This window comes from Rossellomorea sp. ABR4_004 (assembly GCF_056159585.1).
Map to the genome: position 1 here is coordinate 17974 of NZ_JBSWVM010000008.1, position 16334 is coordinate 34307.

At 39.2% G+C, this 16334-nt stretch carries 15 protein-coding genes and 1 riboswitch; of the genes, 4 read left to right on the top strand and 11 right to left on the bottom strand.

Annotated features, from left to right (window positions below):
• Positions 1–64 precede the first annotated feature (64 nt).
• Positions 65–826 carry an AAA family ATPase gene (locus ACXAF2_RS22585; protein WP_475141981.1) on the bottom strand — a complete coding sequence of 254 codons (762 nt, stop codon included), beginning with the start codon at positions 824–826 and terminating at the stop codon, positions 65–67.
• 100 nt (positions 827–926) lie between these two features.
• On the bottom strand, positions 927–1163 hold the full coding sequence (locus ACXAF2_RS22590) for a hypothetical protein (RefSeq protein ID WP_475141982.1): 237 nt from the start codon (positions 1161–1163) through the stop codon (positions 927–929).
• Between the two features lie 204 nt (positions 1164–1367).
• Here ACXAF2_RS22590 and ACXAF2_RS22595 point away from each other — a divergent pair, with 204 nt between their 5' ends.
• The 3 genes from ACXAF2_RS22595 to spoIIP all read left to right on the top strand — a co-directional run bounded on the left by ACXAF2_RS22595 (position 1368) and on the right by spoIIP (position 4721).
• Entirely contained in the window at positions 1368–2843 is a 1476-nt protein-coding gene (locus ACXAF2_RS22595) for a flavin monoamine oxidase family protein (RefSeq protein WP_475141984.1), read from the top strand.
• Positions 2844–3021: 178 nt separating this feature from the next.
• Positions 3022–3456 (top strand): DUF2975 domain-containing protein, encoded by a 435-nt coding sequence (locus ACXAF2_RS22600; RefSeq protein ID WP_475141985.1) that lies wholly within the window; start codon positions 3022–3024, stop codon positions 3454–3456.
• A gap of 101 nt (positions 3457–3557) precedes the next feature.
• A complete protein-coding gene (gene spoIIP, locus ACXAF2_RS22605) occupies positions 3558–4721 on the top strand; it encodes a stage II sporulation protein P (protein WP_475141986.1) in 1164 nt (387 codons plus the stop codon).
• 82 nt (positions 4722–4803) lie between these two features.
• Here the strand turns inward: spoIIP and ACXAF2_RS22610 are convergent, their stop codons facing one another.
• Complete coding sequence (locus ACXAF2_RS22610; RefSeq protein ID WP_475141988.1) at positions 4804–5373, bottom strand: TVP38/TMEM64 family protein; 570 nt, start codon at positions 5371–5373, stop codon at positions 4804–4806.
• Positions 5374–5590: 217 nt separating this feature from the next.
• A complete protein-coding gene (locus ACXAF2_RS22615) occupies positions 5591–5806 on the bottom strand; it encodes a Fur-regulated basic protein FbpA (RefSeq protein WP_475141990.1) in 216 nt (71 codons plus the stop codon).
• A 105-nt stretch (positions 5807–5911) separates the two neighbouring features.
• A riboswitch (SAM riboswitch) is annotated at positions 5912–6019 on the bottom strand.
• Between the two features lie 224 nt (positions 6020–6243).
• Between ACXAF2_RS22615 and ACXAF2_RS22620 the strand changes: the two genes are divergently transcribed.
• Positions 6244–7632, top strand: a complete 1389-nt coding sequence (locus ACXAF2_RS22620; RefSeq protein WP_475141991.1) for a protoporphyrinogen oxidase — start codon at positions 6244–6246, stop codon at positions 7630–7632.
• 98 nt (positions 7633–7730) lie between these two features.
• On the opposite strand, the gene ACXAF2_RS22625 is transcribed toward ACXAF2_RS22620, so the two are convergent.
• The 7 genes from ACXAF2_RS22625 to ACXAF2_RS22655 all read right to left on the bottom strand — a co-directional run bounded on the left by ACXAF2_RS22625 (position 7731) and on the right by ACXAF2_RS22655 (position 16269).
• Positions 7731–8645: an NAD-dependent epimerase/dehydratase family protein gene (locus ACXAF2_RS22625; protein WP_475141992.1), complete on the bottom strand. Its 915-nt coding sequence runs from the start codon at positions 8643–8645 to the stop codon at positions 7731–7733.
• Positions 8646–8663: 18 nt separating this feature from the next.
• Positions 8664–9962 (bottom strand): glycosyltransferase family 4 protein, encoded by a 1299-nt coding sequence (locus tag ACXAF2_RS22630; RefSeq protein ID WP_475142018.1) that lies wholly within the window; start codon positions 9960–9962, stop codon positions 8664–8666.
• Positions 9963–9991: 29 nt separating this feature from the next.
• Positions 9992–11053: a phosphotransferase gene (locus ACXAF2_RS22635; protein ID WP_475141994.1), complete on the bottom strand. Its 1062-nt coding sequence runs from the start codon at positions 11051–11053 to the stop codon at positions 9992–9994.
• 2 nt (positions 11054–11055) lie between these two features.
• Positions 11056–12234 carry a carboxylate--amine ligase gene (locus ACXAF2_RS22640; protein WP_475141996.1) on the bottom strand — a complete coding sequence of 393 codons (1179 nt, stop codon included), beginning with the start codon at positions 12232–12234 and terminating at the stop codon, positions 11056–11058.
• Positions 12234–13568: a glycosyltransferase family 4 protein gene (locus tag ACXAF2_RS22645; protein WP_475141997.1), complete on the bottom strand. Its 1335-nt coding sequence runs from the start codon at positions 13566–13568 to the stop codon at positions 12234–12236. The genes ACXAF2_RS22640 and ACXAF2_RS22645 overlap by 1 nt, the downstream gene beginning before the upstream one ends.
• Positions 13565–14221 (bottom strand): PIG-L deacetylase family protein, encoded by a 657-nt coding sequence (locus tag ACXAF2_RS22650; RefSeq protein ID WP_475141998.1) that lies wholly within the window; start codon positions 14219–14221, stop codon positions 13565–13567. Before ACXAF2_RS22650 ends, ACXAF2_RS22645 begins: the two co-directional genes overlap by 4 nt.
• 92 nt (positions 14222–14313) lie before the next feature.
• Positions 14314–16269 carry a hypothetical protein gene (locus ACXAF2_RS22655; RefSeq protein ID WP_475142000.1) on the bottom strand — a complete coding sequence of 652 codons (1956 nt, stop codon included), beginning with the start codon at positions 16267–16269 and terminating at the stop codon, positions 14314–14316.
• Between the last annotated feature and the right edge of the window lie 65 nt (positions 16270–16334).

Consider the following 16334-nt stretch of genomic DNA (forward strand, 5'->3'; position numbering starts at 1 on the left):
ACCGGAATTGGTATTAGGTTCGGTTTTAGTCATCACCTGTATTGATTACTTCCTCTTTCCACATTCAGTTATCTTCTTTAAGTAGATGATGAATCATTCGTTCCCGGTCATCAAAGAATTGTTTCATGATCTTATAATGGCTCGTCTCTTCCAATGAAGACTCTTCTAAACCTTCTTCTGTTAATTCAATCAGGGAAGAAGAAGGGTATGCCATCAGAATGGGTGAGTGAGTGGCAATAATGAATTGGGAGTCATCATTCACAAGTTCATGTATCCTGGAGAGCATGGATAATTGCCTTAAAGGGGAGAGTGCAGCTTCCGGCTCATCCAGTACGTAAATCCCTTTACCTCGAAAACGGTTCATAAAGGTTGAGAAAAAGGCTTCTCCGTGTGATTGCTCATGAAGAGATTTTCCTCCAAATGAATCAATCACCTTTGGCCCAAAAGAGGGCTGCTGATCCATTTCTTCAATATTTGTCGCAACATTGTAAAAGCTTTCTGCTCTCAAGAAAAAACCATCCTTAGGTCGATCGACTCCTCTCACAATCCTTAAGTACTTATCCAGATTCGAATACGAATCATACGTGGAGAATGAAAAGTTCAGTGTACCTCCTTCAGGATTAAATCCAATGGCCATTGCAATGGCTTCAAGAAGAGTTGACTTCCCCATTCCGTTTTCCCCCACAATAAATGTTACATCGGGGTGAAAGGAAAGGTCTGTCAGGCTCCGAATACTCGGAATATGAAAGGGATACGAATGAAAAGAAGGAACGTTTTCCCTATGAAGTGACACTTTTCGAATATAAGGCTGAGAAGATAAAGACATAATGTCCCTCCTTTTTATCTATAGGTTAGCATAATAAAACAGATTCCGGGTACAAAAAAATACCATCACGATTTACGTAATGGCATTCCATTTTATAATCTTATCTTGAAGGTTCGAGAAGAACGACACTTTGTATAGTTGTAGCCAAAAGGCTAATGTCTGTAAACTCTTCCACTTTCATTGAATCCATATATGTGATTTGAAAGCAATCCCTGTCCAACTGGTAGGTAACGGTCATAACAGGTGAGTGATCATGACTTGATATCGTATGAACGATCTCACTATCCTTGAATTCCTTAAGAGTCCTGAGCATGGTTACGATATTTTCTAGTGACATCTAACATGTCTCCCTTCTACTTGCTCGAGGGATTGACTAAATACAGTCTCGTAGACCCAATGAAACGTAAGTATAACACATAAACGTATAAATAGAAACGTTTGTTCTGAAAATGACCGGAAATGAGCTCTTTGTCACAGATAACATACGTATACCTCCTTTCTTGACGTCATATGATGTAAGAAAAGGTAGGCGGGTGATGAGATGGTAAACCAACGTTCAAGAGATGACCCCTCCAAATTGAGCTATCCAGAAGATATGCTGGCCATTATCCGGAATGGATTAAATCCAACTAAGTCAAAAAAAGTGATAATCATTGGAGCAGGAATGAGTGGTTTAGTCGCTGCATCTCTATTGAAAAAAGCCGGGCATGACATAACGATATTAGAAGGGAATAAACGGATCGGCGGCAGGGTATATACAGTGCGGAAGCCATTCACATCCGGTAATTATATGGACCTGGGAGCGATGAGAATTCCCGATAACCATAAGTTGGTTTTTGAGTATATCCGAAAATTCAAGCTGCCTTATCAAGAATTCATCAATAATTCCCCAAGAGATTTACTATTTGTAAACAATATCCTTACAACAAGGGAGATATATGAAAAAAATCCAGCCATTCTACAGTATCCTTTACCAGAAGGTGAACAGGGAAAAACGGCTTCGGAATTATTCCTTGAAGCAACCAGGCCCTTTATCGAATTATATAGAAACAGTGACCTTGAGGAACAGCAAAAATTAATAAAAAAATACTCTGGCTATTCGATGGGACAATTTTTAGCAAATAACCCATACGGTAAATCGTTATCTTTTAATGCAATCCGAAAAATCAATGTCATTCTTGGAATCGAAGGATTCCCTGAATTCTCGTTCGTCGACATTTTAAAAGATATCATTTTTCCTATATTCAGGAAACAAACAAAATTTTATCAAATAAAGGGCGGAAACGACCACTTACCCTATGGATTTGTCCAAGAGCTTGGGTCACATATTCTACTGAATCAAAAAGTGACTCACATTATCCAGTCCGTGGGAGGTGTAAGCGTTCGATCAGTAAACTCCGCTGACGGATTGGTGCGGGAATACAATGCCGATTATGTCATTGTCACCGTCCCTTTTACTGTATTCCAGTATATCGATGTCATACCTTATGATTCAATATCTTTTAAAAAGTGGCAGGCGATTCGCGAAGTAACGAATGTTCCATCCGTCAAAATAGGAATCGAATTTCGTCGTCGCTTCTGGGAAGACTTAAATTACGGAAACATCGTGTCAGATCTCCCCACACGCTTTACGTATATGCCGAGTCACGACAAGGGAAGTAACAAACCAGGGGTCATGTTGGCGAGTTACAGCTGGGGGCAGAATGCACTCTTATGGAACAGTAAATCGAAAGAAGTAATCATCAAAGAAGTTTTAGAAGACCTCTCTAAAATATATGGAGAACAGGTGTATACAGAAATGCTGAATTATGTAGTCTACAACTGGAGTAAAAATCCATTCTCTGCAGGATGTTTTACCCTTTATACCCCTGGTCAGGCTAGTGATATCGGGGAGTATATTAAGATACCCGAAGGCAGGATTCATTTTGCCGGAGAGCACACGTCCTCTTTTCACGGTTGGATGGAAGGGGCGATAGAGTCGGGGGTGAGGGCAGCCAATGAAGTAAATAGCAGATAAAGTTTTAAAACACATGAGTCTACTCATGTGTTTGTTTGTATAGGGATTTTTAATAGAAAATAAAAAATCGATACTATTTTATTGGAAAACAATAAATCTCATTATATAATTTAGAAAAACATGGTATTAGAGGTGTGTTATAAAACGAGGAACGACGATTTTTTTAAAAGGGGCCGTGATGGCAATAGGAGCGATTGTATTCATCCTTTGTGTTGTCTGGTTGCCAACCATGGCGAAGCATTCGGCTGATCTATTTCCCGAATTCGCTTATTTGAAATGGCCGGTTCTAATAGGGTTATACTTAACAGCGGTTCCATTTAATTTAGCGCTGTATCAAGCTTTTAAGCTTTTAACGTGTATTGAAGAGAACGCTTTTTCAGGGAAAGCAATTGTGTCTCTTCACCGAATAAAGTTGTATGCCTTATTGATTACAGCCATATATGTGGCAGGTATAGTGTTTCTTCTCATTCAACATGCTCTTCATCCGGGTATTGCTATGGTTGGGATCATTATCAGCTTTGCGTCTGTCACCATTTCCATTTTCGCAGCAGTCGTTCAAGAATTACTTCGAAATGCACTTAAACTAAAGGTTGAAAATGATTTCACGGTATAAGGCGAAATAGGAAATCCGACCGAATCCCGGAAAAAACCTTCTACTCTATCATCCCCCTGCATAAAGTTAACTATTAAATACTTTATATAGGGGTACTGATGATGTCGTATAAGTCTCGAAACAACAATAGCTTAGTCCCACTAGTATTCGTCTCTATGAAGGCCATCATTCGGGTAGTATTGATCGGTATTGTACTCATGTACTTGACCGTGTGGTTGATTTCATCAACTGCCATTAAATTGAGGGTGGATAGTTTACTGTATTCATCAATGTCGGAACTAGTCCCGAAGGAAACATTTCTTATGTTGTTGTCACAGGAAATGACAGGATTGCGTGTTACAAATGAGGCAGCATTAAACAATGATTTTGATTGGTTGGAAAGTGTCACGAATGTTTCACTCCTTGATCCGCGAAGTTTATTTGGACGGGAAATCCCAGGAATCGAAAATTATCATACTCACATAGCTGTTGCGGGGAAGGGGACGGACATTACCAACCTTCCAAATGAATCACCGGCTCCAACAGAAGATCAGTTGAAAGATCAGGAAATCGATCAGAGCCAAATTGATCAGGCAAACAACAATTCAGGAAACGGAGTTCAAGAGATTGATGAAAAATCCGTCTACATCTATCATTCACACAGCTGGGAAGCGTTCAGCCCGCTAATTAAAAATAACGATTCGAAAGATCCAGCGAGTACCAACGAGAAGGTTAACGTCATTGCTGTAGGGTCCAAATTAAAGCAAGAGCTTGAAGCAAGGGGGATTGGGGCAGTTCAGGATAAGACAGATGTAAACAAAGCACTCAAAGACAAGTCATGGACATATTTTGAATCCTATCAGTTATCAAGGGGACTAGTACAAGAAGCCATTGCCCAAAACGATGACTTAACGTACTTGATCGATATCCATCGGGATTCTCAGCCACGGAGCATCACGACCAAAACCATTAACGGTAAAAACTATGCCCGCTTATTTTTTATCGTAGGGAAAGAAAACAAAAACTTCGAAAAGAACCTTAAGATCGCAAAGGAATTGAATGCTAAACTGGAGGAAAAATATCCTGGCATCAGCCGTGGAGTTTTCATCAAAACAAGAGCAGAAGGTAACGGGGTTTACAATCAGGACCTAACCGAGAGAGCCATGTTACTTGAGTTTGGCGGAGTGGAAAATAATTTAGTGGAATTGTATAACTCTACAGAAGCGTTCGCGGAGATCTTTGCAGAATATCACAAGAAGGATGCTGTCGAGGTAAATGCACAATAAATGAAAGGGAGAAAAGACGTACGCCATGTGGTGGACGTCTTTTTTCTTTTCCCGAGGAGAGTGGTGTCCGTAACTGACACAATTATAATCTATTGTTCTTCCACCAACGATATCCCAAATATAGTATCCCAACCATCATCGAACCTGCCAATAAAATGACCGTGCCCTTATCCGCATCCAACACATTCATCACCACGAATGCCTCAATCAACAACGAAGGAATCTTTCCGACAGAACTGATCATAGAAAAGGCAACAATAGAAATAGAGCTAAAGGCAGCGGCAACGGTTACTACACTTGAAGGAACAAATGGAACCATGCGGAACAAGAATAGAAGAAAGATCCATTCCGTACCAGACGCTTCTTTTAATTTAAGAAAGTATTTGTTTGACAGAATCTGATCAATACCTGCAAACTTCATTCCTTTTCGGTACAAATAAAAACTAACAATGGCCCCTAGGGATTCACCAAGTATGGAAATACCGATTCCTGGCCAAAACCCAAATGCGGAAATATTAAAGGCCGTTAAGAAGACACTTGGCAGGAAACCAAGAATACTGATGAGTATATTAATGAAAATACTGATGAAAATGAGAGACCAACTATCTAAGCCGATGAATTCGTTCATGAAATGCTGCAGGATGGAAGTCATATATTAATTCCTTTGTAAGAGATGATAGATTATCAGAATAAGACATTTGGAATGTTTTTGAAAGAATTTTTTAAATAAGGAGTAGATCGTTTATATATGAATCAATTTTGTTAAGAAAAACTAGAATCACCACGAGGAGGATGTGCTGATGAATGCAGACATTTTGTTTAACTATAGAAAAATAAGTAAGCAGTCCACAACCTAGGATTGCTGCTTATTAACTGCTTAATTTCGCACAATTTTTCCAATGGATGGACCCAACATCACTATGCGGATGGCATTCCTTTTGAAGATATTTGTATTCATCCTCAAGTTCTTGCAACGTCAGCTCGAATAATTGTTTGTCCCCTTTTTTGAAAATGTTGTGGACAATTAATTTGTTTATTAACTCATTTTTGCGATTATGAATAGATTCCTGGAGAATTTTCCCCATGTTGGATCACTCCTCTTATTAGTATTCGAACATTGGAAGTGGCTCTTTTATTGAAAAGAGCCCTCTCCCTAATAGATAAGAAGAAGGCTTTAAGTATAAAACTTCAACTCATCTTTCAAGCACAAAGCTTGTGGAATTAGCACAGTGTTCTACGATGTAGAATCTGTTGCTGAGGCATCATCGGGCCGGTCCCTCTACCTCTCTGGATAAGTGGCTATATAGTTGTCATTGATTTCTTACATTATATATATAAGTATTCTTAGTTGTCAACTAGGAATTGAGTGATGAATCAGAAGAGGGTTAATGAAAATAATATATACATGTTGAAACTAACCTTCATACCCATATTTTTTCCCAAATCAGACACAGAATCTTTTTCTAATAAACAAAAAACATGATAATCTGTATACATAAACGCAATTATTGGAGTGAATCGTATGAAGACAGTGGTTGTCGTAGGTGGAGGAATTACAGGATTAACAGCTCTGTACCATCTTCAAAAAATGTCCAAAGAACGAGAAATAGATATCGAGTTAATCTTAATCGAGCGAGATCTGCAGCTTGGCGGCAAAATTAGAACCATAAGAGAAGGCGAATTCATTATGGAAGCAGGAGCAGATTCCATCGTAGCCCGAAATGAAGGGGTTCTGTCTCTAGTTGAAGAACTTCAACTTCAAGAGGAACTGGTCTATAATGAAACAGGCACATCCTACATATACACAAATGGCGAATTACACGAGATTCCCCAAGACACGATTTTCGGAATTCCCATGTCAGTTGATTCACTTAAAAGTAGCACCCTGGTGTCAGAAGAAGGGAAGATTAATGCCCTTAAAGACCTAGAAACGGAAAATACACATTTTACAAAAGAGAGTTCCATCGGTGAATTTCTAGAAGCATTCCTGGGTAAGGAACTTGTCGAGAAACAGATAGCTCCAGTATTATCAGGGGTTTATTCGGGGAACTTGCATAAACTTACTATGGCTTCGACACTTCCGTACTTACTAGATTATAAAAATGATTACGGCAGTATCATGAAGGGTTTATCAGCAAATAAACAAAAATTCCAAGGGGCATCCCAAAAAAAGTTCATCTCGTTTAAAAATGGTTTATCAACCATCATTGAACGTTTAGAAGAACAATGCTCCAGTACCACAATTTTAAAAGGCATAGAAACAAAAGATTTCCAAAAAACGGGCGATAAATACAAACTCACTCTTAATGGTCATGGTAGCATTCAAGCGGATTATGTAGTTTTCGCAACACCTCATGATGTAACCCAAAAGTTACTAACTCATGAACAACTGGAACCTGATTTTAATAAACTGAAAAACTCTTCACTGATTTCGATCTACCTCGGATTTAACATTCCAGATGCGGACCTTCCTGCTGATGGGACAGGCTTTATCGTATCAAACGGCAGAGATGTGAAATGCGATGCATGCACATGGACGAGTCGGAAGTGGAAGCATACATCCAATAACCAAAGACTATTATTGAGACTTTTTTATAAAAGTACAAACCTTCATTACAATGACTTGAAAGAATATAGCAAGGCAGAACTTGTAAGCACGGCACTGGAGGATATCAGAAAAAGCATAGGTATAGACTGTGACCCGGTTTCTGTTGAAGTTACGAATTGGAAAGATCTGATGCCAAATTATCATCTTGAGCACAGTCAGTCTGTCCATTCATTAGATAACAATCTGGCAAACCAGCTACCAGGCGTGAAGCTGGCCGGTTCTTCATATTATGGAGTGGGTATAGGTGCGTGCATTCAGAACGGAAAGAAAACAGCCGAATGGATTTTAGATCGTCTAGGGTAGAATACATGAGTGATATTGACATGAAGATCGCGATCTAAGGAAAAAAAGCCTGTCATACAGGCTTTTTCTTTTAACTAATGCGATTTATGATAGCATGACTACTCTTTCTTTTTGAAATATGCTGCCGTTTTCTCGAGTCCTGAGATCAGATCATATACAGGTTCCCATTTAAGGTTTTCAAGCGCTTTCGCGTTTGAAAGGTGACTGTGTAAAATATCTCCTTCCCGTTTCGCTTCGTAGTTTGGCTGTTGGGAAGAGTGGATTTGGTTTGAGAGCAGGATGTAGAGTAAATTGACGGATGTTTGGGTGTTGGTGCTGATATTGATGATTTGGTTGTCAGCATTGGTGATGGCAAGAAGATTTGCCCGGGCTACGTCTTCTACGTATACAAAGTCCCGTGTCTGATTTCCGTCCCCAAAAATGATTGGTGCCTCATTGTTTAATAGTTGCTCAATAAAAATGCTAATGACTCCGCCTTCACCATCAGATCTTTGCCTTGGTCCATATACATTGGCGTATCGCAAGATGGTGTACGGAAGGTCGTATAGCCTATTAAATAGTTTGATATAAGTTTCAGATACTAATTTGGAGGTACCGTAAAAGGAGATGGGACTAGTGGCACTCTCTTCATGAATCACCTCATTTGTATAACCATACACTGCACTCGAGGAGGAGAAGATGAATTTTTTCACATCGTATTTGATGCTGTACTCCAACAACTTTACAGTTCCCAATACATTGATCGCGGCATCTTCTGCTGGATTTTCCAACGATTTGGCTACGCTCACTTGGGCAGCGAGGTGCATGACAATGTCAGGTTTTTCTTTTTTGAAAATTCGCTCAACTTTATCAGATAATAGGTTTTTCCTATATATTTTGACTCCACTTGGCACATTCCCCTCCTGGCCATTAGAGAAGTTGTCGAGAATAACAGGTGTGTGACCTTCTGCGAGCAGTAAATCTATGAGTTGGGATCCGATAAATCCGGCACCGCCTGTAACTAATATCTTCATTTTTGATCCTGGATCCGTTTATTCTCCCTCATGATGAGTCTCCTTTCTACATATATATGCTTGATAGATCTGTTCAATTTTTCTCGTCATTTCTTGGCTTGTTAAGTGTTGACGAGCATAGGATTCAGCAGCGTATGCAAACCTATCACGTTCTTCCCTGTTTGTAATGAAACGCTTTATCGCTTGTGCAAGTTGTTCGACGTTACCTGGTTCACAAAGGATGCCTGTTTCTTCATGTTGGACCATTTCCGGGATTCCCCCACATGTGGTGGAGATGACCGCTTGCCGGGAAAACATCGCTTCCATGACGGATAGGGGAAAGTTATCATTCACAGTTGCTAACACATAGATGTCCGACATCGAAAGAATATGGGGGATATCATGTCGTTTTCCAAAAAAAATTACGTTATTCAGCTTAAGTTCTTTCGCTTTTTTCAAAAGTGTTTCCTTCATGACACCATCTCCGACAATCCATACTTCTACATTGGTCAAGTGTTCCCGAACCTTGGACAATGCTTCTAAGAGAAATCCATGACCTTTTCGTGGAGATAATCGGGAGACACATGTCAGGATGATGTTTTCATGATTTTTATGAGGAAGTGGTTTGAAATCTATCCCCGTATGAACAGTGACCATCCTGTCATCTTTTGCACCGAAGTCCATTAAGTTAGGTCTAAAGGAATCTGCAATCATCACGATTTCAGTACTTGCTCCAATACCTATTTTTTCAATCTCAGTAAAGTAGGCTTCTTCAATGGAACCTTTCACCATTTTGTCGAATTTTAAGCGGCTTTTCGTAAAGAAACCGTGTGGAGTAAAGAATAAAGGCTTTTTGTACGTTTGATTTAAATGTCCCAGAATGAAAATGGCAAATAGGTCTTGTGCGTGAATGATGTCATATTGCTGGAGATTTTTTTCTTTGAGAAAGAGTTCAAATACATGAAGGTAACTAAGATTTTTTACGATTTTTTCATTTGCGTTTCCGTAGCGATTAAGCATAAAGTTACGGGCTTCAGAGGCAGCCTGGGGAATCCATACTTTCAGCTGTTCTGAAGACATATGGTTGGGCGCAAGTACATCTACAATATGACCGACCTTTTCAAAACCTGTTTTTATTGAAGTGATGTAATGAGATAATCCCCCTGTATGAGGGTATTGAAAAAATGTAATGTATAAGATTTTCATTGGCTTTGAATCACGGCTTTTTGTCTTCAAACCGAATGGTTGGAGAGTGAGAGACTCCTTAGAGTCTCTTTTCACACCATAATACTGATCCATGATGGCAAGAAGAGAGGGATGAATGTTGAAAGGGGGCATTCGACTCAAGTTTTCTCATCCTTTCGTATCTATTTATAGATTCCCAATTCACTTCCCCAGGTTGAAATCTTTTCTAAATGGTAGGGAAGAAGCTCACCTCCGCGGTTGTCAAAGATCCGTCTCAGCTGAGTGTGTAATCCTTTTTCTAGGGTTCGTTGAAGGTACGCCATTTTGTACAGGTGAATCGGTTTGGTTTTAAACTCGATTCCATATTTCTTCAATTCATTCGTGTACACGTCGACTGCGTGGGTGCGGATTTCTTCCGCATTGTTTTGCCAATCCTTCCGAAAACCTAGTAAAATTTCTACCAGGACAATCATGTCAAACCATGTTGGGGAATATTTTGCTGATTCCCAATCGATGAATTGAATCGCCCAGGGTTCATTTTTGCTGACATCTTTAGAACAGATATTCTGCATATGAAGATCTCCATGAGTAATGGATGAGCCGCTTGCCAATAGTTCCGGAAAGAAGTCAGGACCGTTACTGTATAAGTTTTTTAGCGATTTATAATGTGGTTTGATGATATCCTTCAATTGTTTATCCTTCTTGGCACTGTCTAGAAATGTCATTGTATTTGATGTGAATTTTTCCCGGTCGCTTTTCATTTTTGCCGAATTGTATATAGGAAACCAATTTTGAAAAGTGTTTTTTTCTTTCATGAATTTTTCTTCGTACGTGTGGGCATGAAGTTTAGCAAGGGATGGGATAATATAATCAAAATGTTTGGGTGTAAAGGTCAGCTGTCCACGAATTTGGCGGACAAACTCCATGAACACCCACGTATCACTTCCATGTTTCTCAATTAAGTAGATTTCAGGAAGAAACTCTCTTAAAAAAGGGTAAGCCTGACTGTAGACATTAATCTCGACTTCATTTTTGTATTTCGTTGAATGGTAGATTTTAAAAATGATAGGGAAGGTGTCTGTGTGCTTTTGTAGCTGAAGCTGATAAATGCTGCTTCTCTTAGTTGATTTAAGGTTTTGTATTGATGAAGCAATGATGGTCACGTTATTCCCAAGGGTTGTGGAGAGTTTTTCTTCAATAGAGTGTTTATGAAACATAGAATTCAGTTCTTGTGGTGTATACATACTCAATCACTCCTTCGTTTTCTTTTCCACGCATTCCGCAGGTGAGACATGGTACTCCGGATAAAGGGCATTGGGTCATCATAGGCAAGAAGAGCGAATACCTTTTTTCCTCTGAGTCCATAAAAGAAGTCTTTTAAGCTCATTTCCCCACTTTTTCTTTTTTCAAGAAAGGTAAGGAAGTACCGTACCAGGTAAATCCATTGAACACCGTCTATTTGCTTCAGTTTCGGAGTTGGGCGTTGACCTGTAAGATACAGGTAATATTGAAGGGCGAAATCAACTCCGGAATGACCGGTTAAACTATGGGTCAGCCAGAACCTGGGATTGATTTCAATTAGCTTATATTGCCCATCCCGTGGATCTTTTTTATATTCGATCATACTTACTCCTTTTAGTCCCAACTCTTTCAATAGTGGAACCCCAACTTCGACGAGGTCAGGTACTCGTTTGCTCACGATATGTGCTCCCGTTCCGAATTGTGCAGGGAATTGGTGGTTTTTCTGCAGTGTGAAAAGGGCAAGTAATTCCATTTCATCATCGAAAAATGTGGCCACTTTATAAAAGCATTGGTTGTCTCCAGGAATGATTTCCTGAATAATAAGTTCACCGAACTTGCGGTAAATAGGATAGATTTTCTTTAATTGGATTGGGTCTTGAATATGAATGGCTTTCTTATTTACATGTTTTCTGAATTCATGTCCGAACACAGGCTTTAAAATACATGGGAATTCTAATTGAGCAATCGCCTCCTCAAGCTGCTCTTCATTTTCAACAAAAAAGGTTTTGGCTGTTGGGACATTATATTCCAATGCTAAATCATAGGTTTTCTTTTTATCTAATAAATCCATAATTAATGAGTGATCAGGATATAAAAACAAGAAGTACTGGGATAATTCGTTCCTGTATTTTGAGATGAAGACAACATAATCATCTGCACCTGCGTAGAGCACAGGTTTCATATCAAGATTTACAGCGATTCCTTTTAAAAAAGAAAGCAGCTCTGCTTCTTGGTTTAAGGGGCTTGGACATACCCCACATGTTGCAAGTCTTGATTTTCCCTTTGAATATGGACCTTCTGTATCAAATGCATATACATCAATTCCTTTTCGGGAAAGGGCATGAATGATGCCGACTCCATTCGCGCTTAAATCAAGGACAACAGCTGGATGTGATGACAACATTATTCATCCCCCAAACCTAGTAGATTTTGGTAAATCCCTTCAATCTTACCAACCATGGCTTCCCGAGTGAGATGATTTTTGGCATATTGATACGCATTGCTTCCCAGTTTCTTTCGCAATGCTTCACTCCCTATCAAGAGTTTGAGTTGAGCTGCTAACTGACTGACATTGCCTGGCTCTACAATGATTCCGGTTTGATTATGATGGACGATTTCCGTAATTCCACCGCAATTCGTTGTCAAGATCGCTGCACCGCTATGCATGGCTTCAATAATGGAAATGGGAAGGTTGTCATTGACGGTTGGAAGAACAAATATATCTGTTTTGCTTAATATGGCTGGGACATCATCGCGTTTACCTAAGAATCGAACGTTTGAGAGCCTCAACGATTTGACTTGAGCTTCAAGCGCTTCACGCATTTCCCCATCTCCGACAATTTGAACCTCAACCAGATGACTTGTTCCATTCATTCGGGAAAGGGCATTAAATAAATCCGAATGTCCCTTTCTAGGTCCAAGTCTTGCGATGCATGAAATCACAATTTTCCCACTCGTTTTACCTCGATCGATGGTTTTAAAATCAATCCCTGTATTAATGGTTGTAAGATTTGCAGGTTTTGCTCCCAGTGAACTTAATGGATCACGGAAAGAGTCACTTAAAATGACCATATGGGTCGCATATTCTATCGCTTTTTTCTCAATCTCTTTGTAATACACTTCTTCTACAGACCCTTTTTCAATTCGGTTGAATTTGACCCTGCTAAAGGTGAACATGCCATGTGGGGTGAAAAGAAGAGGTTTACCTAAATCTTCATTGAATCTCCCTAAAATATTGGCAGTGAATAAATCCTGAGCATGAAGAATATCGTATTTTTCCAGTTTTACAGATTTCATCATCTGTTCATAGATGTAGAGCAAACGGCAACTTTGTATGATTTTGCTAGTGTATGTTCCGTATCGTTGCTCAAAAAAAGTCTTTAATTCAGGGACGATCACTTCACGCAGCTTTTCTACATTCACTTGTGAAAACTGATTCGGAGCAATGACATCCACTTTGTGACCTAAAGACCGCAAGCCTTCTCGTAGAGTAGTAATGTAATTGGAAAGGCCACCCGTATGAGGATAGTCCCAAAAAGTCGCTATCAAAATGGATAGTTTCTTACTGCCGGGTTTACTTTTTTTCTTTTTCGTCTTTATTTTCTTTTTCCGTTCTTTTTTTCGTTTAGAATCTTTACCCTTATCCTTTATTTTTGCCGTTATGGGTTTTGACTTTACCCCATAATAATTATCCAGAGCAGAAACAAGGTAAGGATAAGGAAAAAATAGTTCTTTCAATTCCAGACCCTCCTTATAACTTCAAATGCTTCAGCATACGGTACCCCAACCGTCATACCTCGGACACTTGCTAAATGCTTGACTCCCTCATAGGAACGCGGATGTGGAAACTCTCGCATTTCCACTTCATAATGCTTTAAGGAAGCAATTTTCTGAACAATCACCGAAGAAATGTTCACATAATAATTCGGTTTGAATTGCTTATCATTTGTCTGGGTATTCCATTCACTCGAGGATACCGTTTCAAAAGTAATCAATTCAATCGGTTGTCTATTTGGTAGAGGACGGACTGCTGTTAATACGGCTTGAAACGTAATTTGGTGATCACGATTCACATCGCCGTAATGATGGGTAAAAATCTTAGTAGGCTGATAGATATCGATTAGTTTTTCAATTTCCTTTGTAAATAGATGAAGAGGCATCATTTCTAATTCAAGGTTAGGATGCTCCAGAAATATAACTTCTTTTATCCCAATTTCTTTGTTTGCTTTCCGGGCAAGCTGCTGAATGTGATGGGCCTCTTCCTTTCTGCCGTTTGCTGTAATGATCGAGACGACTCTACTTCCTTGATCCACTAACCTTTTTAGCGTACCAGCTGTCCCAAGTAGTTCATCATCTGGATGTGCTGCTATGACCAATACAGTTTCTTTCATTCCCTTCACCCCAATCTTATCTCTATTACATTAGTATATGTATCCTTCAATATTGTCGAAACAGACACCAGCACAGGGCTAATGTCTGTTTCTTATTTTTTCTTTTTTGTTTGACCGATACTAATTCCACCGCTGATCATTTGTAACCGTACAAATCCATCACCATCAATCCATATGAAGAAATCAGGTCCGGCTGTTAAAAATGTTCCTTGCTGATCAAGTAGTTTACTTCCCGCATATACATTGATTTTGTCACCAAGTGTGAAATATTTATTCAAAATCGTAGTATGGATGTCGTCTTTATCCTTGGTATGAGAAGAAGGTGGGACTGGCTTACTAACCTTTTCATTCGTTTTCTGTTGGATTGGTTGTGATGTTGATTCTTTAAATGGGCTGTTGTTGTGTAAGTTATCGAAATCCTGTTCTTTAGTACTTTTACCTTCGTCTTTTACGATCCTTTTTTGTTTCTGATTCCTGTATCTGATTTGGTTATTCGTACGATTTAGTTTGTATGTCACTTCATTCCCGGCTGATTTAGAGCTTAAGATATCAGATTGAACTTTTTTACTAGATGGAGTAGATTTTGTGTCGTTTTTTTTCATTTTCACACGTGATAAGTCTGTTGGCTTGACGTCCTTATTAACTTCTTTGATAGATGAAGCAGAGTGTAGGATATCAAAGTGAAATTCTGCAGTAGGTGTGGGGGAATTGGATTCATCATTTTCCGCTTCTAATGAGGAGTGAGCTTCACGTTTGACCTTATTATTTCCTTCTTTAGCTGGTTGGCTCGAGTTTAAGGTTTCATCGGCACATTTCTTAAATTCATCAACATTTTTTTTTGTTCTTAATTTAGTGCGATTTAGTTTGTATTTCATTTCTTTTCCAGGAGGGCTTGAGCTAAGGATCTCGAAGTTGAATTCAGCAGCATCCTTTTTATGTTTGCCAACGATTTTCCTAGCCTTGCTGCAAGTGCGGTTTAGTTTATATTTGACATCTTCCGCTTGCGGGATCGAGGCTGGTATGTTGGTTTCGGTAGAAGATTTTTTATTACTATCTTCGTTAACGTTTTTATCCAATTTTGATGTGTATTGGGTTGTTTGATCATACGAATTCTTGGGTTTTGTGATGTCAGTATCCATTGTTAATGATGGTGGGTTAGAAATATCTTTATCAACTTTATTTAAGCTGGTATTGAGCTGCTCATCATTTTCACCTTCTAAAAGGTCATCATGTAAAAAAGCTTTCAATTTTTCTTCCTCTTTCAACCTGATGTCACGAATACCATCTTCAATGGACGAGCCGGCAGAGGAAGTTTGTTTCGTAATATCTGATTCTAATAAGTGGGAGGGCCGCATAAATTTCATTTGCTTCTTTAGGTCATGTGGTTTTTTCTCATGAGAAACCTTATGGCTAACTGGTTCATCAACTTGACTTTTTATATAGGTTTTTTGATCATTTTGATGAATGTCTTCCCTGATCTCTTTTCTTAATACTTTCTCCTGCTCGTGCTTAATTTCGAGAAACTCTTCTTTCCTTTCTTCATTGTCGCATTGGCTGTTCGATGGATTATTTTTTTGTACATGTTGTAGAGGTGGTTCGCTTGCTTGATATTTTGATTGGGGGATACTGTTGTTGGGATCGATATAATTGAATCTTTCGAATGGTCGCACCTCTCGGGATAGTATGCGAGGACATTTGCCACGTCTTTTACGGTGCTTTGGCTTAGATACTCGAGAAAGTACTATGCTGGGTTGATCTTCAGTTGTTAGAGTAATGTCGAAAGAAGGCCGCTCAGTCGATTGATGGTGAGTATTAGTTTCGTTCAAGCTGCTCATCATACTGTGAATGATTTGTGATACCTGAGTTTGATCTAGAAAAGGAGTATCTTGCAGATGTTCTGCGGAAGAAGTAACAGGTTGTTTTTTGGATTTTTGGTAGCTCACAAAGATGGATTGATTGTGACAAGGGACCATAAAGTCATCGTAATAACAGGAGGAAAAGATCCTTGGCAATATATATTCATTAATAAAAAGATAACAATTGGGCATGTGCTTCACTCCACGTCTCTGTATCTATTAATAACCTATTCAAAAGCCCGGTTAGAGTGAGCGGA